This is a genomic window from uncultured Phyllobacterium sp. (assembly GCF_902479695.1).
GTDB lineage: Bacteria > Pseudomonadota > Alphaproteobacteria > Rhizobiales > Rhizobiaceae > Phyllobacterium > Phyllobacterium calauticae.
In genome coordinates, this window is the sequence record NZ_CABSQF010000007.1 from 25,450 (window position 1) to 51,236 (window position 25,787).

General features: G+C 59.7%; 20 protein-coding genes and 1 pseudogene. 11 read left to right on the forward strand and 10 right to left on the reverse strand.

The features are described 5' to 3' along the window. Positions 1 to 4: 4 nt before the first annotated feature. Entirely contained in the window at positions 5 to 1,738 is a 1,734-nt protein-coding gene (locus tag RDL77_RS06215; RefSeq protein ID WP_288192196.1) for an adenylate/guanylate cyclase domain-containing protein, read from the reverse strand. 265 nt (positions 1,739 to 2,003) lie between these two features. Here RDL77_RS06215 and RDL77_RS06220 point away from each other — a divergent pair, with 265 nt between their 5' ends. Together RDL77_RS06220 and RDL77_RS06225 are read left to right on the forward strand one after the other, a co-directional pair. Further along, entirely contained in the window at positions 2,004 to 3,095 is a 1,092-nt protein-coding gene (locus RDL77_RS06220) for a glycosyltransferase family 4 protein (RefSeq protein ID WP_288192197.1), read from the forward strand. Continuing rightward, positions 3,092 to 3,862, forward strand: coding sequence for a polysaccharide deacetylase family protein (locus RDL77_RS06225; protein WP_288192198.1), 771 nt, complete (start codon positions 3,092 to 3,094; stop codon positions 3,860 to 3,862). The genes RDL77_RS06220 and RDL77_RS06225 overlap by 4 nt, the downstream gene beginning before the upstream one ends. Here the strand turns inward: RDL77_RS06225 and RDL77_RS06230 are convergent. After that, positions 3,859 to 4,689, reverse strand: a complete 831-nt coding sequence (locus RDL77_RS06230) for an MBL fold metallo-hydrolase (protein WP_223614825.1) — start codon at positions 4,687 to 4,689, stop codon at positions 3,859 to 3,861. The two genes, RDL77_RS06225 and RDL77_RS06230, sit on opposite strands and share 4 nt — an antisense overlap. Before the next feature lie 200 nt (positions 4,690 to 4,889). Between RDL77_RS06230 and RDL77_RS06235 the strand changes: the two genes are divergently transcribed. Beyond that, the gene (locus RDL77_RS06235; protein ID WP_288192199.1) at positions 4,890 to 6,659 is read left to right on the forward strand and encodes a metallophosphoesterase; all 1,770 of its coding nucleotides are present in this window, start codon (positions 4,890 to 4,892) and stop codon (positions 6,657 to 6,659) included. 18 nt (positions 6,660 to 6,677) lie between these two features. Here RDL77_RS06235 and RDL77_RS06240 read toward each other — a convergent pair whose 3' ends face one another. The 3 genes and pseudogenes from RDL77_RS06240 to RDL77_RS06250 form a co-directional block, all read right to left on the reverse strand. Continuing rightward, positions 6,678 to 7,127 carry a cyclic nucleotide-binding domain-containing protein gene (locus RDL77_RS06240; RefSeq protein WP_105733445.1) on the reverse strand — a complete coding sequence of 150 codons (450 nt, stop codon included), beginning with the start codon at positions 7,125 to 7,127 and terminating at the stop codon, positions 6,678 to 6,680. A 45-nt stretch (positions 7,128 to 7,172) separates the two neighbouring features. Beyond that, positions 7,173 to 9,888: pseudogene (locus RDL77_RS06245) on the reverse strand (ABC transporter transmembrane domain-containing protein). Between the two features lie 288 nt (positions 9,889 to 10,176). Continuing rightward, a complete protein-coding gene (locus RDL77_RS06250) occupies positions 10,177 to 11,235 on the reverse strand; it encodes a histone deacetylase family protein (protein ID WP_288192200.1) in 1,059 nt (352 codons plus the stop codon). A 221-nt stretch (positions 11,236 to 11,456) separates the two neighbouring features. Between RDL77_RS06250 and RDL77_RS06255 the strand changes: the two genes are divergently transcribed. Together RDL77_RS06255 and RDL77_RS06260 are read left to right on the forward strand one after the other, a co-directional pair. Next, entirely contained in the window at positions 11,457 to 12,137 is a 681-nt protein-coding gene (locus RDL77_RS06255) for an outer membrane protein (RefSeq protein ID WP_288192201.1), read from the forward strand. A 55-nt stretch (positions 12,138 to 12,192) separates the two neighbouring features. Further along, positions 12,193 to 12,609, forward strand: a complete 417-nt coding sequence (locus tag RDL77_RS06260) for a VOC family protein (RefSeq protein WP_223614830.1) — start codon at positions 12,193 to 12,195, stop codon at positions 12,607 to 12,609. Here the strand turns inward: RDL77_RS06260 and RDL77_RS06265 are convergent. Then, positions 12,593 to 13,483 (reverse strand): LysR family transcriptional regulator, encoded by an 891-nt coding sequence (locus RDL77_RS06265; RefSeq protein WP_288192202.1) that lies wholly within the window; start codon positions 13,481 to 13,483, stop codon positions 12,593 to 12,595. The two genes, RDL77_RS06260 and RDL77_RS06265, sit on opposite strands and share 17 nt — an antisense overlap. A gap of 113 nt (positions 13,484 to 13,596) precedes the next feature. Between RDL77_RS06265 and RDL77_RS06270 the strand changes: the two genes are divergently transcribed. From RDL77_RS06270 to RDL77_RS06280, 3 genes are all read left to right on the forward strand, one after another. Beyond that, positions 13,597 to 14,337, forward strand: coding sequence for an SDR family oxidoreductase (locus RDL77_RS06270; RefSeq protein WP_223614832.1), 741 nt, complete (start codon positions 13,597 to 13,599; stop codon positions 14,335 to 14,337). A 48-nt stretch (positions 14,338 to 14,385) separates the two neighbouring features. After that, positions 14,386 to 15,312, forward strand: a complete 927-nt coding sequence (locus RDL77_RS06275; protein WP_288192203.1) for an SDR family oxidoreductase — start codon at positions 14,386 to 14,388, stop codon at positions 15,310 to 15,312. A 192-nt stretch (positions 15,313 to 15,504) separates the two neighbouring features. Further along, positions 15,505 to 17,256 carry a cation:proton antiporter gene (locus RDL77_RS06280; protein WP_288192204.1) on the forward strand — a complete coding sequence of 584 codons (1,752 nt, stop codon included), beginning with the start codon at positions 15,505 to 15,507 and terminating at the stop codon, positions 17,254 to 17,256. 18 nt (positions 17,257 to 17,274) lie between these two features. On the opposite strand, the gene RDL77_RS06285 is transcribed toward RDL77_RS06280, so the two are convergent. From RDL77_RS06285 to RDL77_RS06300, 4 genes are all read right to left on the reverse strand, one after another. Then, positions 17,275 to 17,916 carry a response regulator transcription factor gene (locus RDL77_RS06285; protein ID WP_223614835.1) on the reverse strand — a complete coding sequence of 214 codons (642 nt, stop codon included), beginning with the start codon at positions 17,914 to 17,916 and terminating at the stop codon, positions 17,275 to 17,277. After that, the gene (locus RDL77_RS06290) at positions 17,913 to 19,346 is read right to left on the reverse strand and encodes a HAMP domain-containing protein (protein WP_288192205.1); all 1,434 of its coding nucleotides are present in this window, start codon (positions 19,344 to 19,346) and stop codon (positions 17,913 to 17,915) included. The genes RDL77_RS06285 and RDL77_RS06290 overlap by 4 nt, the downstream gene beginning before the upstream one ends. 18 nt (positions 19,347 to 19,364) lie before the next feature. Next, positions 19,365 to 19,712, reverse strand: a complete 348-nt coding sequence (locus RDL77_RS06295; RefSeq protein WP_288192206.1) for a hypothetical protein — start codon at positions 19,710 to 19,712, stop codon at positions 19,365 to 19,367. A 262-nt stretch (positions 19,713 to 19,974) separates the two neighbouring features. Further along, the gene (locus RDL77_RS06300) at positions 19,975 to 20,676 is read right to left on the reverse strand and encodes a phosphatase PAP2 family protein (RefSeq protein ID WP_288192207.1); all 702 of its coding nucleotides are present in this window, start codon (positions 20,674 to 20,676) and stop codon (positions 19,975 to 19,977) included. 214 nt (positions 20,677 to 20,890) lie between these two features. On the opposite strand from RDL77_RS06300, the gene RDL77_RS06305 reads away from it, so the two are divergent. From RDL77_RS06305 to RDL77_RS06315, 3 genes are all read left to right on the forward strand, one after another. Beyond that, on the forward strand, positions 20,891 to 22,981 hold the full coding sequence (locus RDL77_RS06305) for an FUSC family protein (protein ID WP_288192208.1): 2,091 nt from the start codon (positions 20,891 to 20,893) through the stop codon (positions 22,979 to 22,981). Between the two features lie 74 nt (positions 22,982 to 23,055). Beyond that, positions 23,056 to 24,252: an RHE_PE00001 family protein gene (locus tag RDL77_RS06310; protein ID WP_288192209.1), complete on the forward strand. Its 1,197-nt coding sequence runs from the start codon at positions 23,056 to 23,058 to the stop codon at positions 24,250 to 24,252. A gap of 157 nt (positions 24,253 to 24,409) precedes the next feature. Next, on the forward strand, positions 24,410 to 25,504 hold the full coding sequence (locus RDL77_RS06315) for a siderophore-interacting protein (RefSeq protein ID WP_288192210.1): 1,095 nt from the start codon (positions 24,410 to 24,412) through the stop codon (positions 25,502 to 25,504). Positions 25,505 to 25,787 lie beyond the last annotated feature (283 nt).

Below are 25,787 nucleotides of genomic sequence, written 5' to 3' on the forward strand. Positions count from 1 at the left end.
CCCCTTACCCGAAACGAATGCTGCTTTCCTGCGGAACAATGTAGACCCGAAGCGGAAGCGCCCGCCCGCGAATGGCAACGTCCCTGACCTCAAGTCCTGCGGTATCGGAAGCGGCGAGGGTGACGACCGGTTCTGAAACCACGAGGGTTACGTCGAATTCCTTGGCAACGGCTTCCAGCCGGCTGGCGACATTGACGGTGTCGCCAATCGCGGTCAGGCTCTTCACCGCGCCGTACCCCATCGCGCCGACAATAGCCGGACCGGTGTGAATGCCGATGGCAACGCGCAGGGGCATGCTCAGCTCACCCGCCAGTTCATCGTTCAGCCGTTCGATTTCCTTGACGATGATTGCCGCCGCCTTCAACGCGTTCTTGCAACCGTCGGCGGCAGAACCCGTGAGGCCAAACAGCGCCATTGCCCCATCGCCGATGAATTTGTCGAGCCGTCCCCCCGAACGCTCGACGGCCTGGCCGACGATGGCGAAGTACCGGTTGAGCAGGAAAACGATATCATAGGGCAGTCGGGCTTCCGTCAGCATGGTGAAGCTGCGGATATCGCAAAACAGGATGGCGATTTCGCGCTCCCGTCCGGGGCTCGCCTGCTGGCTGCCTGCCGGTACGATGCTTTCAAGGCTGGGCACGAGAAGCGGTGCAACACTGATATTGGCGGTTGGATGCAACTGGCAGGCGAGACGCACGCCATAATCCGCCCCGATACGGGTGAGAGTGGTCTGCTCGATCGGTTCGGGCGGAGGCAGGGTCTCGGCGCCCTCCAGAACCTGGACACGACAGGTTGAACACCGGCCTTTGCCGCCGCAGACCGCGTAATGCGGTATGCCGCCGAGGCGGCTGGCTTCAAGGACGCTGAACCCGAGGGGAACGCGCACGCTTTCGCCATCGGCATACCGGATTTCAATCTGGGTCGCACGCTCGCGCCAGCGGCGGCGGATTCGCAAGGCGACAACCAGCGCCAGCCCGCCGCCAAAGGCGCCGTACAATCCGGTCTTGATCAGAAACTCGTCTTGCTTGACCTCGGCGCGTTCGGCTGGGGAGGCGTAGCGCGTGGCATTGAAGTTCTTGTGACCCTGATAGCCCGATGAAGGGAACTCGCCGTAGCCCGAGGCGGGCGACATGTTGGCGATGGTCCGGCCGGTATTGGCAAAACCAAGCAGGGCGAGAACCGGCAACAGGATGGCGACGGTCAACAGCACCGGTGCAGCGCTTTGATACCATTGCCGGTAGCGCAGCCAGAAATGGATGCCGATGCAGCCGTGGCACCAGATGACGATCAGGGCGAGGGTCTGCTTGACGCCGTTGAAGGGCGAGGTGATCCAGAAACCGCGTATGATCGCTTCGTAGCTGTCGTAGTAGTTGGATAACTCATGGCGGATGCGCGTGCCGACCACGTGGTCGATGATGAGCAGCGGGATCACCAGCCCCAGAATGATCTGCAGCGCTTCACCCACCGGCATGTAGAAGGTCCGTCGCAGGTAGAGTGCCCGCATCGCGAGCATGACATGCGTGACCGCAGCGCCGTAGAAAAGGGTGGTGCCGACGGGATTGCGCCAAATGGCGAGAAACCATCGGCGTCCTTCCTCGGCGGCGGCAAGCGAGATGAGGTTGAGCGCGTGATTGGTCAGATGCAAGGTCAGGAATGTGAGCATGATCAAGCCCGATGCCAGCCGCGCCCTGCGCAGGGACCGCTCGGAAAGCATGGGTGCTATCGTTGTTATCGTCATGAATACCGCATCAATTCCCGCATCTTGTCAGCCATATGGTTTCCCCTGTCCTCCGTCGCCGTGCAAAGCTTATGCGAGCCCATCTGATTTGGCGAGCGGGAGGCGAGCGATCAAGCGCAATGATGGCTTTTTGACAAACAATCATGGCGGTACAGATCAAAAGATTGTTAGTGTCAGACGCCCCGAACCGGCTATAGATTTGCCGGAATCGGCACGCGTTCGCCGAAATGGTTGAAACGATTGTGAAATACTGGATTGCGTGCGCATGCAGGTTGCCTTTTACGCGCCCTTGAAATCACCCACTCACGCGACGCCGTCGGGCGATCGTGAGATGGCTCGGCTGCTCATGTCAGCGCTGCGCAAAGCCGGACACCAGGTCGAAGTCGTGTCGGAGCTGCGCAGCTTCAGCGCATCGCCTGCAATCGAAGAGCGCGAACCCATCGCCGCGGCGGCGCGCGCCGAGGTTGAGCGCCTCACAGGCCTCTGGCAGACCGGACGAAAGCCTGATCTCTGGTTCTGTTATCACCCCTATTACAAGGCGCCGGACCTGATCGGCCCCGTCATGGCAGCGGAGATGGCTATTCCCTACATCACCGCGGAAGCATCCTATTCGCCGCGCCGCAATGCGCTTGGCTGGACCGGGACGCAGATTCTCGTGGCCGAAGCGGTGCGCGCAGCAGCGGTCAACCTGTGTTTTACGCAGCGCGACATGGATGGGCTCGCAAGCAATATTCCCGGTGCGCGCCTTGCCCGGTTGCAACCGTTTATCGATACCGCGCCTTTTCGTGAAAGCAGCGTCGGGCATAATCCGCATCGGCTGGTCACCGTGGCGATGATGCGGCCGGGTGACAAGTTCCGCAGCTATGAAATGCTGGCCAAGGCTCTGTCACGGATTGTCGAACGGCCCTGGACCCTGATGATTGTCGGCGACGGTCCGGCCCGCAATGACGTGCAGGCGCTGTTTGCCGCTTTCGGTGATCGCATCCAGTGGCTCGGACAGCGGAACGCCGGTGACATTGCCGCGTTGTTGCGTCAGGGTGGTGCCTATGTCTGGCCCGGTTGCGGCGAAGCCTACGGTATCGCCTATCTTGAGGCACAGGCAGCGGGTTTGCCGGTTGTTGCGCAGGCAACGGCTGGCGTTCCCGAAGTAGTCGAGGATGGTGTGACCGGTTTCCTGACGCGGGACGATGATGTGCCGGCTTACGCCGCCGCCATCGCCAGCCTTTTGGATGACAATGATCTGCGGCAGTCCATGGGCGCGCGGGCGCGGCGGTTTGTTCTGGAGGAGCGATCGCTGGAGAATGCGGTACGACAACTGGATGCTGTGCTGACACAATTCATGGGACGGAGCCGATGACGGAAGACCCAATCTGGCAGCCTCTGCAGGCGGAACTCGCGCGCTGGATCCATGCCAGCCGCAGTGCAAAATTCTGGTTGCGCGATGACGATGCAGTCGAGCCGACCGCCGCGCTGGACCGCCTCATCGGCCTGGCCAACGATTTTGACGTGCCGGTGACGCTCGCGGTGATACCAGCCCATACGGGCGAGGCGCTGGCGGAACGCCTTGCAGCGGAGCGCCGGATCTGCGTGGCGGTTCACGGCTGGTCGCATGAAAACCATGCGCCGAAGGACCGGAAGAAGCAGGAGCTCGGCCCTGACCGCCCTCACGAGTTGGTGCTGCGGCAATTGCGCGAGGGATGCGTGCTGCTTGCCAGGCTGTATCCTGATCGGTTTGTGCCCGTTCTTGTGCCGCCCTGGAACCGGATTGATGCGGCACTCCTGCCCTATCTCAAAGCTTGCGGGTTCAAGGCGCTCTCCGTGTTTGGCCCGGCCAAGCCGGTGGAAACCTCGGTGCCGCAGATCAACACCCATGTCGATCTGATGGACTGGCACGGCACGCGCGGCTGCCGCGACCACGCGGAACTGGTCGGCGCCATCGTGGAACAGCTGCGGCTGCGGTTTGACGGAAGCGGTGAGCCAATCGGGATTCTGACCCATCATCTTGTTCACGACGAGTCGGCATGGGTATTCCTGACCAAGCTCTTTCAGGTCGTTGCGCTAACCCCGGGCGGGCGCTGGCTCTCTATTGCTGATCTGATGAAGAGCCAGAAGCCAGGGGGTTAGAGATCGATGACCTGACCGTCGCGGGCAGCAAACGTCCCGCTGAAGCGCTCTCGGGCCAATGTCTCGAATGCGTCGATCTCGTCATCGGTGCGCGAAGGCGCGTGATGGAAGAGCGCCAGTTTGCCGATCTTGCCGGCCGCCGCCAGCTTGACACCGTGCTGCCATGTGGAATGGCCATAGCCGAAGCGCCGCGGCATCTCGTCTTCCGTGTAGGTACAGTCGTAGACGACGAGATCGGCACCATCGATCAGGCGCAGCACGGCCGGGTCGAGGATACCGGCTTCGTGTTCCGTGTCGTAAATGAGCGCGAGTACCTTGCCCGCCCATTCGATGCGGTAGCCGATACAGCCGCCGGGATGGTTCAGGCTGTCGGTCCGGATGGTGACGCCCTCGCGCGGGGTCAGCACATCGCCGGAGCGGAAATCGCGAAAGCCAAGACTTGCCTTGCAAATATCCGGCTCGACGGGGAACCAGGGTGGCCGCATGAACTGGCGGACCATTTCCCGGGTGGTCATGATCCCCGCCAGGTGGCCGGACCAGAGCCGTACATTCATCATCGGATTGTAGAGGGGGGCAAAATACGGCAGGCCGATAATGTGATCATAATGGCTGTGGGTGAAAATAATATCGATCTGGTCCACGCCTTCCACCGACAGGGCATCACCCGCCTGACGCAGGCCGGAGCCCCCGTCAAAGATCATTCTATGTTCACCGCAACGCACTTCGATACATGACGTGTTTCCGCCATAGCGTTCAAATTCGGGGCCGGAAACTGGTACGCTGCCACGCGTTCCCCAGAATTTCACCCGAAATATCTCTTCACTCATACGTTTCTCACACCCAATTCCCCGTTTTTTTGGTCATCGTAACCAAACTGCAGACGTTATGCGAGGCTTGGATTTTGTTTTATTGGCTAAGTGCGCAATAAAAGTCTGCCATTCAGCATATGTAGGCGATAGCGATTTGTTTTTTAAGCTTTATGACAATCGCTGATACAAATGTATAAAATCATCGGAACATCTGATTCATGTCCTCATCCGCATTTCCGCCTGTCGCCATCATCGCAGATGCCCATTTTCACGATCTTTACGGCGATTATGATTTTGCCGGGGTAGAGGCCGGCGGCCGGCGCATGACAGCGCGGCGCCTGACGGATACGGTGCGCTCCACCCGGGTTTTCAACGAAAGCTATTTTGCCCTGCGCACGGCCCTGGACGAGGTCGTGCAACGGGGAATCAAGCAGGTCGTCCTGCTCGGGGACTATTCCGATGACGGGCAGGTTTCGACGCTGAACGCACTTCGGCTTTTGCTGGATGGCTACACCAAAGCGCATGGGCTGGTCTTTACCGCTACTCCGGGAAACCACGACATATTCGGCCCCGAAGGGCGGCATCATGCCAAGCGCCTGCTCAACCCCGACGGCACATACACCATCGTCGCCAGTGACAGCGCATTCGTTGACGAGGATGCGGACGGGATGGTCGTAACGGACAAGATGTTCTGCGCAGGCTATCCCGAGGGATTGCGGGCTCTGCCGGATCTCGGGTTCTTTCGCCGCGCGGGCGATCTGCACTGGGAAACGCCCTTCGGGCTGGACGATGCGCCGGAACAGCGGCTCTATCCGGTGCGCTCAGCCGACGGCACAAATGAATACCGCCTGATGGATGCATCCTATCTTGTCGAGCCGGTGGCGGACCTCTGGCTGTTGATGATCGACGCCAATGTTTTCGAACCGCGTGACGGCGATTTCGAGCGCGGCAGTTCCGGTGCATTCATCGACAGCACCAATGCCGGCTGGAATGCCATGCTGCGGCACAAGCGGTTTGTCATGGAATGGATCAAGGACGTCACGAGGCGGGCGGAGCTTGAAGGTAAGAAGCTGCTTACATTCTCGCACTACCCGATGCTGGATATCCTTGATGGCACGCATGACGATGAAAGGCAGGTCATCGGCAACACGGGCTCGGTCAAGCGGATGCCGCTGCCGGATGTTGCCGCCGCGATGATGGATGCCGGGATGAGGATACATTTCAGCGGCCATCTGCACGTCAATGACACCGCGAGGGTTGCGCAGGATGCGTCCTGGCTGATCAATATCGGTGTGCCGTCACTGGTGGCATTTCCGCCCGCGTTCAAGGTCGTCACCTTCGAGGCGCAGACCCTTAAAATTGAAACCGTCGGGATTGACCGACAGGCGATCGATCCGCGCCTGAACGCCCTGTACCGGACCGAAATCGATCTGACCGGCAAGAAGATCGGAAAGATGCTCGATGCCGCGGATTACGGAGCCTTCATCTCCGAGCACGTCGATCAGCTGGTCGTGCACCGGTACCTGCGGCGCGAGTGGCCCAGGGACATGGCGCGGGCTCTGCCGTTGCTCACCCTCGGTGACCTGCTCACACTCAGCCTGTTCGATCAGCCCGTGGATATGGATGCGACCATCATCCTTGTCCATGCCGAGCGCGGACGTGCCGAGACCAAAGCCAGGCTGGATGCCTTGCTGGCGGGCAGGGAGGTTGCCCTCGAGTCTTTCGACGGGATCACGGTGCAGGAATTTCTGGGCGACTGGTACCGCCTCAGAATGGGCAGCGAAATGGCGCTCGATCGCATACCAGCGGGAAGACTGGCCATCTATCACATCCTGATCGATGTTTTTGCCGGGTCCGATGCATTGGAAACGGGCGGCGCGCAGGAGCTGTTTGCCCGGATTGTGCGCATGATGGGCTGCTATCTCTCAGGATTGCCGTCGCGCCATTTCAGGATCGATCTTGCCACCGGCAGCATCGAAAAAGTCTGATAATTTGAAAAATGCCGGTCAGTGCTTGCTGCGCTCTTCCGAGAGCTCCGCTGTCGTATGGCTCAGCCGGCTGGCGAGAACCCGCATGATTTCGATGGTCATCTCGGGATAGTCGCTCAGCAGCTTGAGAAAATGCTCCTTGCTGATGCGCAGGGCTTCAAGCGGGGTTGAGGCCGTAACCGTGGCCGTGCGCAGGACATCGCAAAGGATCGCGATCTCGCCGACGATGGAATCGTGCTCGACTTCAGCGACCTTGATCTGTCCGTTGGGTGTATCGACGCTGACCTCGGCCGTACCCGACAGGATAACGTAGGCGGCATCGCCCATATCGCCTTGACGGAACAAAGCCTGATCCGCGCGATAGCTGACGCGATCCGACGTAAAGGCCAGAAGCTTGAGCTTCGCTGGCGCCACACCAGAAAACAGCGGAATCCGCCGCAACATTTCGACTTCGTCTTTCAGAAGCATGAACGTCCAATACCCCCAAGTGCCACTCTACCCAGACATAGAGTATTACGATACCAGTTCTTTGAATATACCGTTTTTCTCCAAAAGAGTCGCGTGTGTTCCATCTTCGACCAAAGCTCCGCGATCGAATACAAGGACGCGATCGAACAGGTTTGCCAGTGAAGAATTAGCCAGCACCCAGATGATCGCGGGTGCGTGACCTTCCTCATGCAGATCCTGCATGATATTGCGCGTGATCTGATCCTGGACACGCTGGTCGAGTGCAGGCAGCGGGCGATTGAAAATCACATAATCGGACCGCTTGAGCAGAGCCCTGGCGACATTCAGCTTCTGTCTTTGCACATTGGTGATGCGTTTGCCGCCCGATCCGACGTCGAAATCAAGGCCGATAGACAAGACGCTGTCATAAAGCCCGAGTTCGTCAAAGAGATTGCGCAGGATGACGCGAATCCGATCCGGCCCATCGGCCTGCGCGTATCCGATCCTTCCGAACAGAACATTGTCCATCAGGTTAGCCGAAGTAATGAATTTCTTGGGATCGTAGCGTTCAATGACGGCCTTGAGATCATCCGGCAAATTCTTGTGGAAGCGAAGCCGTGCCTCGACAATTTTTGCCATGAGTTCATCGGTCAACAGACCGAAGCGGTGCCGCGGCTCGATGTAAGCAAAACTCAGGCGGATGATATTCGATCGTTCATCAGGCGAGGCGGCGTCAAAATCGCGTCCCTGCAGCTTTTGCAACAGCAATTGATAGGCCGGAATATCGTCTGCCGTCATAAAGGTGAGCTGCTGGAAGAACGGATGGTCCGGCGGCAGGTCCTCGAACAGTTCGATGGCGTTAGCCGCAATTTCCAGACCCATCTTGTAAAGATCGACATTGAGGCCGCTCTCGCGCAGGATCGAGCGGAAATAGGGATGGGCGGCAAGTCGAAGGTTGGTCATCATCGGCCGCTTCACCGTGCCGAAGAGGAGATTTTCACCGATGGTTGCCTGCGGATTATAGACCTTCGGTTCAAACGGGACGACGAGCCCGTCAAGGTTCTCGTCCTTCAGGGTTTTGCGCAGGGCCTGCCGCAGTTCGACGATACGGCCCGTCAGGTCGGAATGGGTTGCGGTGTCCACCTGCGAGCGAAGCGCCAGATCGACGATGTCCTGCGAGATCATGACCGCTTCGAGCACCGGCCGCACGACGCTGAAAAGATCCTGGGGTCCCGTGACGCCGGCAGATTGGTAGTCGACCCAATCACTGTTGAGATCAAGGTCCGGGTTGCCGGCAAGCCGCGCTTCGTTGATGTTCCATTTGTATTTGGCGGCCTTGGTCCCGTCATATTCGACCTTGGTCAGGGGCGCATGCTTGAGGCCATAGAGAAGGTTGTCGCGCAGCGTTCCGTGGAAGAAATAGGCATCGGAGGCGGCATAGGCGATGCGCCGCCCAGTGATCGATTCCGGCAGCTCGAGAATATCGGTGCCGTCAATGGTGATGCGGCCGGAATCAGGCCAGATCAGGCGGCCGAAGGCTTCCGCCATCGCCTCGCCGCCGCCGCCGCTTGCGCCGACGATGGCCACCGTCTCGCCCAGTTTGATCTCAAGCGAGACGTGCTCGACAAGGCGCGCACCGCTATCGTCGGACAGGGTAAGGTTCACCGCATTCAGCGAATGTTCCAGTTTTCCCACCGGTTCGCGCACAACCGCCTGGATATGCGGATCGACAAGCATATCGACATTGAACTGCTCGACGACCTGCGCATATTTCACCTGCACATCCTGGCGCGACTGATCCCAGTCGATCAGTTCCTTCAGCGGTCCGGGCAAATCCTTATAGGCATTGATGACCGCAACCAGCTGGCCGATATCCAGCCGGCCCTGCAGGGCGAGAACGCCGCCAATGGAATAGAACAGGAAGGGCGTGATCTGTGCGAGGAAGTTGTTGATGAATTTGACCAGGAATTTCCACTGGTAAAGATCGTAGCGGATGGAGAAGATCAGCCCCAGACGCGCCGCAATATCCGCGCGTTCATAATTGGACGTGTCGTTGCCGTGAATGGTGCCGATACCATCGACGATCTCACCGACGCGGCCCGAAAGTTCGCGTGCCGTCAACTGACGCTGCCGCCCGAGCTCCAGCAATCGTTTGCGCATGCGCGGAATGACGACGCCCTGCACGGCAACAATCCCGGCGGCAATCATGCCAAGCCAGAAATTCTGCAGAATGATGAAGACAAGCGCCGTGATGGCCTGTCCGCCGAGGAGGGCTGGCTGAACGAATGCATCGCCGGTGAAACCGCCCATCGGCTCCACCTCATCCTTGATCATCGTTGCAATTTCGGCCGATTTCACCCTTTTTGAACTGGCTCGGGGGAAACCGCAGAACGCGATCGATCAATTCAAAGCGGATGCGGCGCAACATGCGCTCGCCCAGCCGGCCCTTATAGGTGTTGATGTAGAGCTTGAAGAGGCCGTTGATCACCACAAGCAGCAGAAACACAAGGCTCAGCGCCATCAGCATTTCGAAGCGCGTCAGCTGGAGCCCTTTGAAGAACATCACCTTGCCGAAATAGGGCAGCGTATACTGGATGCGCATGAAGGTCTGCGTTGCGCCTTCCACTTCGAATCCCGTGCCCTGTATGGGGCCGTTGACAATCTGTTTCGGCAAATCGAACGACAGGAAATACGGGATCATCGAGGCCGCAACGACCATCAATATCCATATTTGCTGGAACCGCGTGTTCGACCAGATATAGCGCGTTAAACTTTTTTCCATGGGTAACCGTAAGCTGTCAAATAAGCTGAATTCTGAACAATTCGAATAGGTTGTATTCCGGTGAGAGCCTCCTTTTGAAACCGTTCGGTGCAATGACGTGGAGGGCAAAAATGGATGGTAGTGTCTATATCTTCCGGGATTGGCAGGAATCCCCCGAACCTTTCAACTGTTCAGTTTACAACACAGGGTAGCCGAACGCTATATGGTCACACCCAATTGTATGGATATCCGGGGGGCTGGGGCACGGACGTTTTTCCGTCCCCGCTCAGCACGCGGAAATGTCTCCGTTTACGGCTCGCCCCGCGATGCGCGATAAGCGGCCATGAAACGCGGAGCCGCTTCGGCAACGGCGCTCAGCGAATAGCCGCCCTCCTGCACGATAACCGCAGGCAGATTGACAGCCCCCCATAGAGCGCCGATTTCCGCATAGGCGTCCGTGGTCACCTTCAGGCGTGAGAGCGGGTCGTCGTGGTGGGCGTCCCAACCCGCCGATATCACCAGCGCCGTCGATCCATGCGCGGCCACGGCGGCGGCAAGCCGACGGTTGGCGTCGATAAATGCGGCATCGCCGCTGCCTTCGGACAGAGGCAGGTTGAGATTGGCACCCTGGCCTGCGCCTGCTCCCGTTTCGTCGGCATAGCCGCTGTAGTGCGGATAGTAGTTCGATGGGTCGGTGTGGGTGGAGCCGAAGAACACGTCGTCACGGGTGTAGAAAATGGCCTGGGTGCCATCGCCGTGATGGGTGTCGAAATCGATGATGGCAACGCGATCATGGCGCTTGCGCAGATGCTGGGCGACAATGGCTGCATTGTTGAAATAGCAGAAACCCGCGGCGCGGTCCGCATAGGCGTGATGGCCGGGCGGGCGGCAAAGGGCGAATGACTGGCGCGCGCCATTCAGGACGGCATCGGCAGCGGCAATGGCCGTCTGGGCCGAGGCATAGGCAGCCGCGTAGGTGTGCTCCATCATCGCGCAGGACAGGCCGTTGATGTACCAGCCCGCCTGACCCAGAATGCCTGTCGGGCGCGGACGTGCGCGCACGCCGAAATCCCGGCCGGCGCCCTGATAGGAATTCACATTGGGCAAAACCTCCGGCCCGTGGTTGGGCAGTTGCATGAACCTGTCATAGGCGGTTTGCAGGAATGCGACGTAGTGATCGGCATGCACGGCAAGGATGGGATCGAGCCCCGCATCGCCCGGCTCTTCCTGCGCCAATCCAAGTTTGGCGAGAGCATCGATCAGGGTATGGGCGCGTGCCGGGTTCTCAAGCGGGTCGGTGATCCTGCCATTGATCATGTATTGCTTGGGTTGATGGGCCATCTGCCGGCTGTCAAAGAACAGTTTCATGCGTTCCGTCGCTTTGTCGCGGTGAGTCGTAGCGAAAGCTTATTCGCTGCCGCAGGCAATGCAATCCGGGAAGTCTTGCTGCAACCGAACCAGCCCCGCCCTGATTGGTATTTCACGGGGCTTTGCTTTTACTGATCATGCTTAACCGGAACTTAACGGGCTCATCCTAATGTAGAGATAAGGGGCGGGGTCCCCAGAGTGAATCACCTTGGGGATTGATAATGCGTTATACGAAAACGTTCCTTTCTGCTGCCTCCTTCTTCTCTCTGCTTGGCAGCCATGTTCTTGCGGCTGATCTTGGTCCGGCGACTTTTCCGGAACGGGCGCCGTATATGCCAGTTGAGACTGCATCGGGCTGGTATCTGCGCGGCGACGTTGCCTACAATTTTTCGTCGACGGTCAAGGCTCACGTTGATTATCCCGGCGGCAGTACGCCAAGCGAATATGAGTTGAAGCGGGGCTTCTCGCCCTTCATCGGCGTGGGCTATCAGTTCAATAACTACCTGCGTGCGGACGCAACCGTCGGTTACAGTCAGCGCGACAGCAACTACTATGAAACGACGACGGATCTGTGGGAAGCCATGGCGAACGCCTATGTTGACCTTGGCAATTACTACGGAATTACACCCTATGTGGGCGGCGGCATCGGCTTTGCCAATGTCAATTATGACTATCAGGGTCCCGTCGATGCACGGCTTAAATCCGGCGGCACAAACCGCTTTGAATGGGCGCTCATGGCCGGTATTGCGGTTGATATAACCCCGCGCCTCAAGCTGGATCTGGGCTATCGCTATGCGGATATCGGCGGCAAGGACCTGTATCAGAATGGCGATGTGACCATCTGCGACGATGGCATCAAAACCCATCAGATCCGGGCGGGTGTTCGCTTCAACACCTGGTGATCCGCACTGGCATGCCGGTTTGCCACCGCTTTCCGGGACAGCAGATAGGAAACCAATGTTCTCGCGCTTTCATCACGTTGCCGTCATTTGCAGTGACTACGACCGCTCCAAGCAGTTTTATACCGAGAAGCTCGGCTACGGGATCATTGCTGAAAACTGGCGCCCGGACAGCCAGTCATGGAAGTGCGATCTGAGATCCGGCGATACCCAGATCGAACTGTTTCACTTTCCGCATTCTCCCGCACGTCCGTCGCGCCCCGAAGCCTGCGGGCTACGGCATCTGGCTTTTGCCGTCGCGTCCGTAGAGGACACGCTGGCCTGGCTGCACGCGCGGGGCGTTGCAACCGAACCGGTGCGGATTGATCCCTATACCAAGCGCGCATTCGCCTTCTTCGCCGATCCGGATGGACTTCCCATAGAAGTTTATGAGGTTGGTCAGGGGCAGGACCCGGAAGTCAAGGAAGGTGCGTAAACCTCTGTGATATCCAGTCAATGAACACGCGCACCCTTGGCGAAAGCTGGCGGTTGCGCGGATAGAGCAGGGAAACCGGGGTCGGTGAGAGCGGGAAATCAGGCAGAACGTGGACAAGCGTGCCTGCGGCCAGGTCGGCTTCGGCGTGATAGCGCGGGATCTGGATCAGTCCAAGCCCCAGTCTTGCGGTCGTCACATAGCTCTCCGCCGCGTTGACCCAGACGGGTGCCGGCAGGGTGATGGTGCGTATGGTGCCTTCCACGAGGAACTCGAGCGGCAGGATCGTGCCTGTCGCGGTTGAACGAAAGCCAACCATCTGATGCCCTGCAAGGTTGTCCGGATGCTGCGGCATGCCAAACCGCTCGATGTAGCCGGGTGAGGCCAGCGTGATCTCGTCGAGCATGCCCACGCGCTTGGCGATCATATCGCTGTCGGCGAGATCGCCGACGCGCAGCACGCAATCGACACCCTCACGCACGAGATCAACGAGGCGATCCCCTTCACTCATATAAAACTGTATCCCGGGATAGGTCTGCAGGAATGCCGGCAGTCCGGGCAGAAGGAAGTGCCGGGCCAGCGTTCCGTGCACATCCACCCGCAGCGGCCCTTTCGGTTTTGCCCCGGCAAACGCACCTTCGGCGTCCTCGATGTCAGCCAGAATGGTGAGACACCGCTGGTAATAGGCCTCGCCATCCAGCGTCGGGCTGACATGCCGGGTGGTCCGTTGCAACAGGCCGGTGCCCAGCCGTGCTTCCAGCTGTTGCACCGCATTGGTCACGGTCGAACGCGGCAAGCCGATATCTTCCGCCGCCAGCGTGAAACTGCGGCGCTCGACGACGCGGGCAAAAACCCGCATGGCATCCAATGTGTCCATTGTTCTCAAATCTCGAATAGTGATGCCAGTTATCGCATGATTATCCCGAAAAATAAATGATGCATGGTGCCTTCATCAACAGCGCTGCGGCGCAGACATGAAGGAGAAAGACCATGACACAAGCCAAAAAGAAGATCGCAATCGTCACCGGCGCATCGCGCGGTATCGGTGCAGCCATCGCCCGGCGCCTGGCGTCGGATGATTTCACAGTCGTCATCAATTATTCCGGCGATGCTGCGCCAGCTGAAGAACTGGCTCGCCGGATCGAAGCGAGCGGCGGCAGGGCTTTGACCGCCAAGGCCGACGTCAGTGATGCGCAGGCGGTTGCGCGCATGTTCGATGCGGCCGAAGCCGCGTTCGGCGGTGTCGATGTGCTCGTCAACAATGCCGGTATTCTCAAGACGCTTCCCCTCGCCGAAACCAGCGATGCGGAGTTTGACCGCCATTTCGGCATCAACGTCAAGGGAACGTTCAATACCCTGCGCGAAGCCGCCAGGCGGTTGAATGATGGCGGCCGGATCGTCAACTTCTCCAGCACGACCCTCGCGCTGAACATGCCGGGTTATGCCGTTTACAACGGCACCAAGGCTGCCGTCGAAGCGTTCACCCGCGTCTTTGCCAAGGAACTGCGCGGCCGCAACATCACTGTCAATGCCGTGGCTCCCGGACCGATCGCCACCGACCTGTTCCTGAATGGCAAGAGCGACGAGCTTGTCGCGCAGTTTGCCAAGATGCCGCCGCTCGAGCGGTTGGGCCAGCCGGACGATATCGCCAGCGTCGTTGCCTTCCTTGCCGGTCCCGATGCCGGCTGGATCAATGGCCAGATCCTGCGTGCCAATGGCGGCGTCGCCTGACCTGTATCTCCTGCAGACAACCATCACGAAACAGGAAGGACTATGATCATGAACAAGCAAGTTATCGTCGTCACCGGCGCGTCCAGCGGTTTTGGCGCTCTCACGGCCCGTGCCCTGGCAAAGGCAGGCCACACGGTTTACGCCGGAATGCGGGCGACTGAGGGGCGCAACGCGCCGCAGGTCGCCGAGGCAGCCGCCTTCGCCGCTGAACATGGCGTTGATCTGCGTTCGGTGGAACTGGACGTTGCTTCCGACGTATCCGTGGAAGCCGGTATAGCCAAAATCATCGCCGAGGCGGGCCGTCTCGATGTGGTCATGCACAATGCCGGTCACATGTCTTTCGGTCCCGCAGAGGCATTCACACCGGAACAGTTCGCCGAACTCTATGACATCAACGTGCTGTCGACGCAGCGGGTCAACCGCGCGGCACTCCCCCATCTGCGCAGGCAGGAAAAGGGGTTGGTTGTCTGGGTTTCCTCCTCCAGCACCCGCGGCGGCACGCCGCCATACCTGTCGCCCTATTTCGCTGCCAAGGCGGCAATGGATTCGCTCGCCGTATCCTATGCAGCGGAACTCACCCGCTGGGGTATTGAAACTGCAATCATCGTTCCCGGCGCCTTCACCAAGGGCACCAATCACTTTGCCCATTCCGGTTCGCCCGCCGACAAGGAACGGGCGGAGGAGTACAATGAAGGGCCCTATGCCGGTGTTTCGGAACAGGCCCTGAAAGGCCTCGCTGCGCTGGAGCCAGCCGACGCGGATGCCGGTGCCGTCGCCACGGCGATTGTCGATGTGATTGGCAGGCCGTTCGGAACCCGCCCGTTCCGCACACATATCGATCCGTCGCAGGATGGCGCCGAGATCGTCAACGGCGTCGCGGACCGCGTCCGCGCCGAGATGTTCCGGCGCATTGGTCTTGAAGACCTGCTGAAGCCGAAGGGCGCGCAGGGCTGTCCGCCCCGGTCGATCCGGTAGGCATCCTTTCGCCGCGGCCCGGCCAGACACCATGCGGATGTTACCAGACGATTCCAGCTTGCCCGAACCGCCGATCTTTGGTTTGTCCAGCGCGAAATTGGGCTATGTTCGGAGCAATCTAGCTTGTATGGGTTGGAGCCGGGCCAGCGGTGCCTGGACGGAGCGGGAATTCATAAAAACCGAAGGGCGGACGTGCATCACGAAGTTTCCTTAATTGCCACTGTGGCGGTCAGTTTTGTTTTTGCGGCGGTGTGCGGCTATCTCGCGGATCGTCTGCGTCTGCCGCCGCTGGTCGGTTATCTCGTCGCCGGGATTCTGATGGGGCCCTTTACCCCGGGCTTCATCGCCGACGCTGCGCTCGCATCGCAGCTTGCCGAGATGGGTGTCATCCTTCTGATGTTCGGTGTCGGCCTGCATTTCTCCGCCTCCGAATTGCTGGCTGTCCGCGGTATTGCCGTGCCCGGTGCGGTTGCACAGATCGTGCTGGCGACCCTGCTTGGTGTCGGCCTGGCCTCGCTGTGGGGATGGGGGATCGGTGCCGGGCTGGTTTTGGGCCTGAGCCTTTCGGTCGCCAGCACGGTCGTGCTCCTGAAGGCGCTGGAAGAGCGCAATCTCGTCAACTCCGCCAACGGGCGCGTCGCCGTCGGCTGGCTCATCGTGGAAGATCTGGCGATGGTGCTGGCGCTGGTGCTCCTGCCGGCCCTCGCAGAAATTCTGGGTGCGCATGCCGGCGGTGCGGCCGGACAGGCCGCTGCGGGCGGAATGCCGCTGGTGCTGACCATTGCGATCACCCTGCTCAAGGTCGGGGCCTTCGCCGTCATGGCGATCTTCCTGGGCCCGAAGGTTGTGCCGTGGCTGCTGACCCTGGTGGCGCGGACGGGATCGCAGGAGTTGTTCACCCTCTCGGTTCTTGCCATTGCCCTCGGTATCGCGTTCGGAGCGACGGAGATCTTTGGCGTGTCCTTTGCGCTTGGAGCATTCTTCGCCGGCGTCGTGATGAGTGAGTCGAACCTCAGTCACAGGGCGGCGGCGGACTCGCTGCCGCTGCAGAATGCATTCTCGGTGCTGTTTTTCATTTCCGTGGGCATGCTGTTCGACCCGTCCATCCTGCTGCGCGAACCCATGGCCGTGCTGGGCGCGCTCGCGCTGATTATTTTCGGCAAGTCGCTGATTGCGTTCTGCATCGTGCTTTTGCTGCGTTTCCCTGTGGGCATGGGCCTGACGGTCGCGGCCAGCCTGGCGCAGATCGGCGAATTCTCGTTCATTCTCGCCGGTCTCGGTGTGACGCTCGGCCTGCTGCCACGGGAAGGCCAGGATATCATCCTTGCCGGCGCAATCCTCTCGATCACCATCAATCCGCTGGTGTTTCTGGCCGCCGAGGGGGTGGAGAACAGCATCCATCGCCGGTGGCCGGTATTTTTTGCCGGCTACGGCAAAAGGCGGGAGGAAGCGCTGGCGCGTGAACTCGGCGATATCCGGGCGATCAATGAGGAGCGCAACCGGCAGCACCAGCTCAAGATGCAGCAGCTGATCGACACTTTCCCGTTGTTTGCGCAAGTGGATGAGCACGCGCAGGAGGAACTCCTGCTGCTGTTCAAACCCAAATCCGCATCGCCCGGCGAACGGATCATCCGGATCGGCGATCGCGGCGATGGGATGTATTTCATTGCTTCGGGCGCGGTGGAGGTCCAGCTCGACAGCGAACCGGTGCGGCTTGAGCCCGGAGCATTCTTCGGAGAAATGGCGCTGCTGAGCGGCGGACGGCGCACGGCGGATGTCGTCGCCATCGATTTCTGCGAGTTTCTTGTGCTTGATCGCCGTGATTTCAACGTCTTCATGTCGCGGCATCCGACCCTGCGGGCGGCAGTCAGCAACATGGCGCGGGAAAGAGCGGAAATGAACACCTTGCGGCGCAATCCGGACCGGACGTCCGGTGCTGCCTGAGCTGGGTTTCCGTTCGCGCTATTGCTTCATCAGGCCGGCGCGCCAGGCGAGGGCGACCGCCTGGGTGCGGTCGGTCAGGTCCAGCTTTGACATGATGCTTCCCAGATGGGCTTTCACTGTCTTTTCCGTGATGTTGAGTTCGGCGGCGATCTTCGCATTGCTGCCGCCTTCGGCCAGGCAGCGCAGAACTTCAAGCTCGCGGGCCGTGAGATCCTCGAACTGGCGCGGCTGCGGGTTGCGGATGGAATTGAGAAGGCGCTGCGCCACGAGGGGGTGCAGTGTCGGCGTCCCCTTGCTGGCCGCATGAATCGCATTCATCAAATGTTCGCCGCGCATGGATTTCAGCAGGAACGAATGGGCCCCGGCCTCAATGGCTTTGAAAGCCAGCCGGTCGTCGTCACTGGATGTCAAAATCATGATATGGGTTTCGGGGCTCGCCTTGCGGATGAGGCCGATCATGGCTTCCGCAGCATCGCCCATTCCCGGCATCATCAAATCCAGCAGGAGAACGTCGGGGCGGTGTTCGCGCACCATCGATATGGCGGTCTCGCCGTTTTCGGCCTCCGCAAGGACAGTGAAACCGGGATCGATGCGCAGCAGCCCGCGAATGCCTTCGCGTACCACGGCATGATCATCGGCAATGACTATTGTTGTGCTCATGATTGCCCCGCCACGGGTAGCTTGAACGACACATCGACGGATGTGCCGGTTGCTTCCGATTGGATTGTTATGATGCCGCCGGGCAATGTGTTCGCACGCCAGCGCATGTTCGACAATCCCATGCCAAAGGGAGCCTTGCCGATATCGAAACCCTGGCCGTCATCGGTAATGCTCCAGTGCCAGCGGGCGCCGGGCTTGCAGTCGATGCGAATGTTGCGGCACTGCGCATGGCGCAGGGCGTTTGCCACGGCTTCGTGGGTGACCATGAGCAATTCCTGGGCTATTTCCGGGACGCCGTCAAAAGCGGAGCGGGCATTTTCAGGCCAATTGATCGACCATTGCACGCCTGATCCCGCCAGCAGATCGCGGACGCTGCGCAGCAATGTTTCATACAGGCCGTAATCGGCAATCGCGGGCAGGTTGAAGCCGGAAACGACGTTCTCCAGATCCTGCTGCAAATGATCGGCCAGGCGCCGGGCCGATTCCACCGTCGGCAGCAGCGGCGCGTGCCCCTGCGCCTCATATTCCAGTTCGGTGAGCTTCAGACCAAGCACAAAACTGCGCTGTTTGGCGGTATCATGCAGGTCGCGCGCGATGCGGTTGCGTTCCACCGATATGGCCAGCGCCTTCTGCGTATCGAAGCTCTTGGATATTGCATCCGCCATGCTGTTGAAGCGTTGCATCAGCCGCCCGAATTCATCTCTTGAACCGTCCTTGATGCGGGCCCGCAGATCGCCTGCGGCCCATTGGTCCGCGGCGTTTGTCGCCCGTTTGATTCGCCGGAACAGCCGCCAGACAAACAACGCCGCAACACTCGCCCCCATCGAGTTGATCAGGATGAATGTGCGGATATAGTCATAAACGGTGGCATCGAGCACTTCGTCGTAAAGCTCCCATTGCGACCAGTAATGAAGCCCGATCAATGCCTGGGTGTTGTTGGCCAGCGGCAGTGCTACCCGCTTGACCATGGCCCAGTCGTCATTGTCCCTTTGAATGAAATTCGGCTGTTCGTCATGCGCCGCCTCGCTCAGCGCCTTGCCGAGCAGGGGCGTCGCGTCCGGCTGGGTGGCACACACCATGCCGTTATCATCAATGATCCGGACCTGCATCCGGCCGCTGTGAAAAAACGAAAACATGATGCCGAAATCGGATACCCGCGTGACGCCGGATCGAACCACATTCCAGAATATCTTGCTGGCCAGCACGGTGCAGGCTTCCTTGTCGCGCGGATCAGTGCCCGATGCCAGAGCGGTCAGTTGTTGTTGATCGAGGCCATTGAAGAAGTTCCGGATGCTGCTCTCGTAGCGGCCGGAGGAAAACTGGCTCATGAGGATACTGACGAGGAAAAGCGCGCCAAAGCCGACGATCATGAACATCAGCACCAGTTTGACGAACAGACCACGCAAACGAAGAGCATGCAAAAAACTCACGTTTTCATTCCTCGCCGGTTATTTAAGCCGACGTCTCACTGGCCGGTTCCTTGTTCCATACCACTCGGCGGAGCGAATGCCACCCTTGCTCTTGTAACGGGGCTTCGGCGTTGTGCGATGACCCTCAGGCAATCGATAGGACGGATGGGGGCGCATTGACGCCGATTCCGTCAGATTGGCGGATTCATCCTGTCGCGCGGCTGTCCCTTTTCTCCATCCGCCTGCAAAATTCAACAGGATCATCACTTTATCGCGCAAAGCGTTCCAGAAATCAGACGAGAGAAGGGGTATCAGCACAAGGCCAAGCAGAAGCGACAGGGCAAAATATTCAATGGAAAGCAACTGTATCTGATAACGCATGATCATGCGGCCGTCGTGGATGCGTGGCCAGGAACAGCGGGTTTAACCTGCGGTGCGAGCCACGTCTGGTTTGGTCTGAACATAGCTGTCTCTTCCAGTTATCACGCTTTCGTGAAGCGTTGGGCCGGAAAGTAACCCTGTTCCGTCGTTCGTGCATCGGGCGAAGGTCAGGCTCGAACGTACGACCAAAGTCGTAGATGGTTAATCCGCCATGCGTGAAGAACACGCATGGCGGGCATTGTCGGGGAAATGGCCGGCGCAGATGCTATCAGGCGCCGCCGAGACCCAACGCAGCGCGCAGCTCTGCCTTCGCAGGCTCGTATTCGGCCTTGAAGTTGTCATGCTTCATGATTGTCGCGGCAATGACGCTGCCGGAAATGCGGCCCATTTCCACGTCGGAACGATAGTGAATGCCGCCAACGATGCGGTTGTTGCCGTATTCCCAGGCGCGGGCCATGATTTCCGCCTTCTTTTCCGGAACCATGTTGGACAGAACAATGCCCATCAGCGTGCCAACGGTCGTGTGACCGGAGGGCCATGCACCGGAATTGGAAGGCTTGACGGCAGGCTTCACGAGATCGTTCAGCTGATGCGGACGCGGACGCTTGAACACATCCTTTGCCGGATCAACGACGGCGCCTTCGGTTTCAACAACCCGGTCGAAAAAAGCAGCAAGCTTCGGCAATTTGTCCTTGTTGAAATCCGGCCCCAGAACGTCGGCGAAACGCCAGACATTTTCCTCGGCATCGGCCTGGGCGCGGGCAACCATTTCCGGTGTCCGCGTCACTTGCAAGGTAAGAACTTCGCCGATTTCTGCCTTGGTCTGTGCCGAATCATTGGCGGGAGGCGGGGGCAAAATGGTCAGGAGGTCGATTTCCTTACTATCGCTGAAAGGTTTGACCTCGCCGGCATAGGCGGCGGTAAGGCCAACAAAAGCAAACGCTGTCAGCAGACTGAGCAATCTACGCATAAAATGGTCCTCGTTAGGGTGATGGTCGCCATGCAATCATGCGCCCGTTGGATGTCACGTTTGTGACACAATGGGACCATTGAAGGCGTTGTTGCCCGGCAAGAGTTGGGATGAAGCCGAGGTGGCAAGAAGACGCACGGCCATGCAGCGTCTTTCCGTTGTGCCGCCTGTCTGTGAAATATATTGAGGACGGGGAGCTGCCAGATCGGACGCCATGTTTCAATCCATCCACACCATCATGCAACATCCCGCATGGCCCGGCCGGACGGCCTGGGTATTTGCGCTGAGAACGAATGTCGCGGCGCTTTTTGCCCTCACGGCAGCCTTTGCGTTGAACCTGCAGCAGCCGCAATGGGCAATGATGACTGTCTTTATCGTGTCGCAACCGATAGCCGGCATGGTCATCAGCAAGGGATTGTTTCGTCTGGCCGGAACACTGATCGGGGCTTTGGCGGCGATGGCCATCACCGCCGCGACAGGTGATGTGCGATGGCTGTTTGTGGCATCGATCGCCCTGTGGGTGGCATTGTGCACCTACGCGGCCTCGATGTTGCGGAACCCGGAATCCTACGGTGCGGCTCTTGCGGGCTATACCGCCGTCATTATCGCACTCCCGGCGTTTGGCCATCCGCATCTCTTGACAGAATTTGCCTATGCACGCTGCACCGAGATTATGCTCGGCATCGTCTGTGCCGGTGTGGCCAGCCGCTTTTTTCAACCGCAGCTTGCGCGAACGGCGCTGGTGGAAGGCCTGGAAAACTGCATCGCCGATCTGGCGCGCTATACCAGCGATGCGATTGCCGGGCGCGATGCCGGGCACCTGAAGGCGGCGCACAGGAAGCTGATCGCGGACACGCAGGCGCTTGCCGCCATGCGGGCTCACGCACGGCTGGAAGCCCCCAGCCTTGTCACGCATGGCCGCCATTCCCGCCATACGGTGGGGCATCTCATGTCATGCCTGTCGATTGTGAACATCCTTGTCGCGCATCGGGCCTCGTCCGATGGGACATGGAGCAGCCTGCGTGACAAACTCGGGGTATTGCTGGACGACATGGCGCGTGACTTCAAGGTTGACGCCGTTGAGCCGTGGCTCGGCAGGGTGGATATCATCGCAGCCGAAATTGCCGAGCTGAAAGGCAGACCGTGGGGCGATGACAGCATCGGCATGATGGCCCGTTTGACGCTGCTGGGTGAGTTTCTCGACGGGCTCAAGGCGACGTTGAACGGTCTTTCGGCGCTGCGCAGCCGCTCGCAATATATGGCTGGCAGCAGGAAGCCGCCGGCATTGCCGGTCTACCGGGATCACAGCACGGCCCTGGTGAATGCGGTTCGCGCTGTTGTCGCGACAGCCCTGATGACGGCCTACTGGATGGAAAGCCGGCATGCGGATGCGGCGGCGGCGGCGATTATCGTCGCAGTGGTGTGCAGCCTGTTCGCATCGATGCCCAACCCGCTGCAGACGAGCTGGGGATTTTTCAAGGGCACGTTGTACGCCGTTCCGTTTGCCTTTGTTCTGGGACAGTTGATCCTGCCGTCTTTCCCCGGTCTGTTCTGGTTTGCCCTATTCATCGTTCCCATCCTCGTACCGGCGGCGCTGCTGATGGCAGATCCGCGCCATGTCGGGCCGGCAACCGCTTTCGCCATCAATTTCATCGTCTTCCTCAAGCCGCATGAGGCGATGGTGTTTGAACCGCAGGTTTTCATGGAAACCTCACTGTCGGTTCTGGTCGGCATCCTCATCGGGCTTCTCGTCTTCATTGTTGTTCTACCGAAGCGGCCGCAGGTGACGGTGAACCGGATGATGGGCGCGTTGCGAACGGATATTGTCCGGCTCTGTCTGCGTGACCGGGTTCCGAGCCCGTCCGCATTCAACAGCCTTGCCTATGACCGCATCAACCAGTTGATGCCGATTCTCAGGACCATGCGGGAGGCGGGGGAAACCCTGCTGGACGACGCCCTGTCATCGGTCACCCTCGGGGCGGAAATCATCCGGTTGCGGCGGCTGTTGTCATGGGGGCGGCTCGAGCACGATATTGCCGATCGCGTTTCGGAAAACCTGGCGCAATTGGCGAGAATGATAAGCCTGCAGACGCAGGACACCGGAGCCGTCGCAGGCTATGTCGCATCCGCCCGGTCAATGGCAGCGGACATTCCCGGGATGTCGGCGCGCCCGCTGGCCCTGCAGGCCGCAGCGTCGCTGCGGCTCATCGCCGTCATGATCGAGGACCATCCCTCTCTGGTTTTCGGCGCCCGCGCCCGGTCGAGCGGGGATAAAAAGGGCGCCTTCCGCTTCGGCATTCTTTGATATCCGGATGGATGGACGCCGTTTTCCATCTTGGGCAATAGCTTCACTTTCACTATTCCCCTATCATGATTTCAATGGCTTATGATTCTACGAACTATTCCCTGAAAGACCTGCTTCGCCCGGTTGTCGCCGCGGAAGATGCACTTGCACGGCTGGATGAACGGGTGGCGCGCAAGGGCGATTTCGGTGCGCTGGGCAGCCGCCAGTCCAAAGACGGCTTGTTGCGCGAAAACGAAGGCTGGATTGCCCGGTCGCATTTCATGGAAGCCTGCAACGCGCTGTGGCTGGCGGGTGAACTTGTTCATGTGGAGGACCTTGTCCTGCACGACGCCCGCATGGATATCAGGACGCCAACCCATGAATTGACCCGGGCGCACGCAATTCTGCGAACCCGGCGTCAGATCGCCTCCAGTCCCGCACAATGGGCACTGAGCCCGAAGGGCATTGCCAGCCTGCGCGGGCGCTGGGGTAGCGATGCGCTTCTCGCGCCGATTATCAGCGAACCGGTGCGCGGGCTCGACATCGAGGCTGCCTCCGAGCCGGGGTCAGAAGCGGAAAGCGCTTTCGAGGAAGAACTGGCAAGGCTGGATGCGCTGCTCGACCGTTCGGAACGCCTGCTGAAGCAGCCCAAGGAAACGCGTGACACTGCACCGGCCAGAGCGGAAGCAATCTCTCCCGGTCATCTGACGCCGGATGGAGATTCTCTGATTTACGATCCGGACTGGGATGAAGACGGCAGGATGGAGGAATGGTTCGCGGTCATGGATCGCACCCGCGATCTGCCGCCCATGCTGGCCGCGGCTCTGCTCTGGGATGCGTGGGAGGAAATCGAGCCACTGCAGCACCAGCACTGGCTTGGCCCGATGCTGGTCGCCTCCATGTTGCGCGAGCGCATGAAGACGCGGGCGCATCTGGCGGTCTTCAATGCGGGGTTGCGCGCGATACCGCGCGATCGCCGCCGCGCCCGTGACCGCAACACGCGGCTCACGGCCTTTCTGGAAGCCGCGCAATCATCGGCCATTGCCAGTCTGAAAGAGATCGACCGGTTGAGCCTCGCCCGCGTCCAGATGGAACGCAAGCTGAAGGACCGCCGCTCGACATCCAGCCTGCCCGGCATGATCGATCTCATTCTGTCACGGCCGATGGTTTCAACGGCGCTGATTGCCAAGGAGCTGAAAGTGACGCCGCGGGGCGCGCTCAATCTCATTGCCGAATTGGGTGTGCGGGAGATGACCGGGCGGGGCCGCTACCGCGCCTGGGGTATCGTCTGACGATTCCTGAAGGGGGCTGGCAGGCTTGCCTTCATGCAGGCGGAAATTTTTGCTTTAATACTTGACTTAATTATTCATATTTTAATATGGTCCCGGCGGCCCCGCATGGTCATCCGCAATGGATAGACGGCGGAAGCGCAATGCCAGGAGAATACCCATGTCTGCCATGCCGACCGTTCTGAGCAGCTCCGCCACGGTTAAACTTCAGGCGCCGCAGGACATGCTGGACAAGCTCTGCAACGTCTTTTCCGAGCATGCACGCGTCGAACGTGATGATGCGGAGGGGCGCATTGAGACGCCCTATGGCAAGGCGCATCTGACGATTGCCGGCGATATCCTGTCTCTCGATGTCGAGGCCGATGATGAAACATCGCTGGCCTACGTCCGCATGGTGTTGGCCGATAGTCTTCTGGGCTTCGCCGGCACGGAGAAGCCGCAACTGTCATGGGTGGGCGATGGTCTGGCCAGTACCGAACTGCCTTACTTCCGCGAAATGCGGGTGGTGAGCGCCCGCGATCTCACACCCCATATGCGGCGCATCCGCTTGCGCGGTGCCAATCTTGCCCGGTTTGCGATTGGCGGCCTGCATATCCGGCTGCTGTTCGCGCCGGAAGGCCGAAAGCCGGTTTGGCCGACCATGGGGCGCGATGGCCGTCCGGTCTGGCCGGAGGGGGACGATGCGCTGATCGCCCGCGTCTATACTATCCGTACCATCGACATTGAGCGTGGCGAAGTCGACATCGACATGGTCGTTCATCCCGGCAACGATACGCCGGGATCGACTTGGGCATTGAATGCCAAACCGGGCGGCATTGTCGGAATGACAGGCCCCGGCGGCGGCGGCGTGGAAGACGCGCGGCGATATCTCCTGGTCGGCGACGAAACAGCCTTGCCCGCAATTGGCCGGATTCTGGAAACGCTGCCTGCGGAGGCCGAGGCGACCGTCATTCTTGAGATCGACAGCCCCGCTGACAGGCAACCCCTGCAATCGGCAGCAACAGTCGATGTTCGCTGGGTGTATCGCGATGGCGCACCCGCCGGGACGACCGGCAGGCTTGCCGGGATCGTTGAAGGCCTCGACTCCTCCATCATTTCCCCCGACACCTTTGTCTGGGCCGGCTGTGAGTTCGCCGATTTCAAGCAAATCCGGGCGCATCTGCGCAAGGAGCGAAAACATGAGCGCTCCAAGCATCTTGTTGTGGCCTACTGGCGGCGCGGTTTTGACGGCGACAGCGCCAGGCGGGACGATTGAGACGCGCAAAATGCCCCAAATGCCCTTGCCCTAAAACTTGGGGTTGCAGAAGTTAATTGTTGATTATTATACTCAACAATATTACAGCCGCTCCACCAGATCAAACGCCACGCATCGGACCCGCTGAGAGCTGACAGAGTTTCCGGCCCGATGGCTGAGATGGCGGAAGAAGCGAAAGATAAGAGTCATGCGCAAAAGCACAGGCGGATTTCCAGTGAAGCGGAATGTTTCAGGGCGTATCAGGGCAGGGACGGTCGTCCTTCCGGTCCTGTTGTTGCTGGCT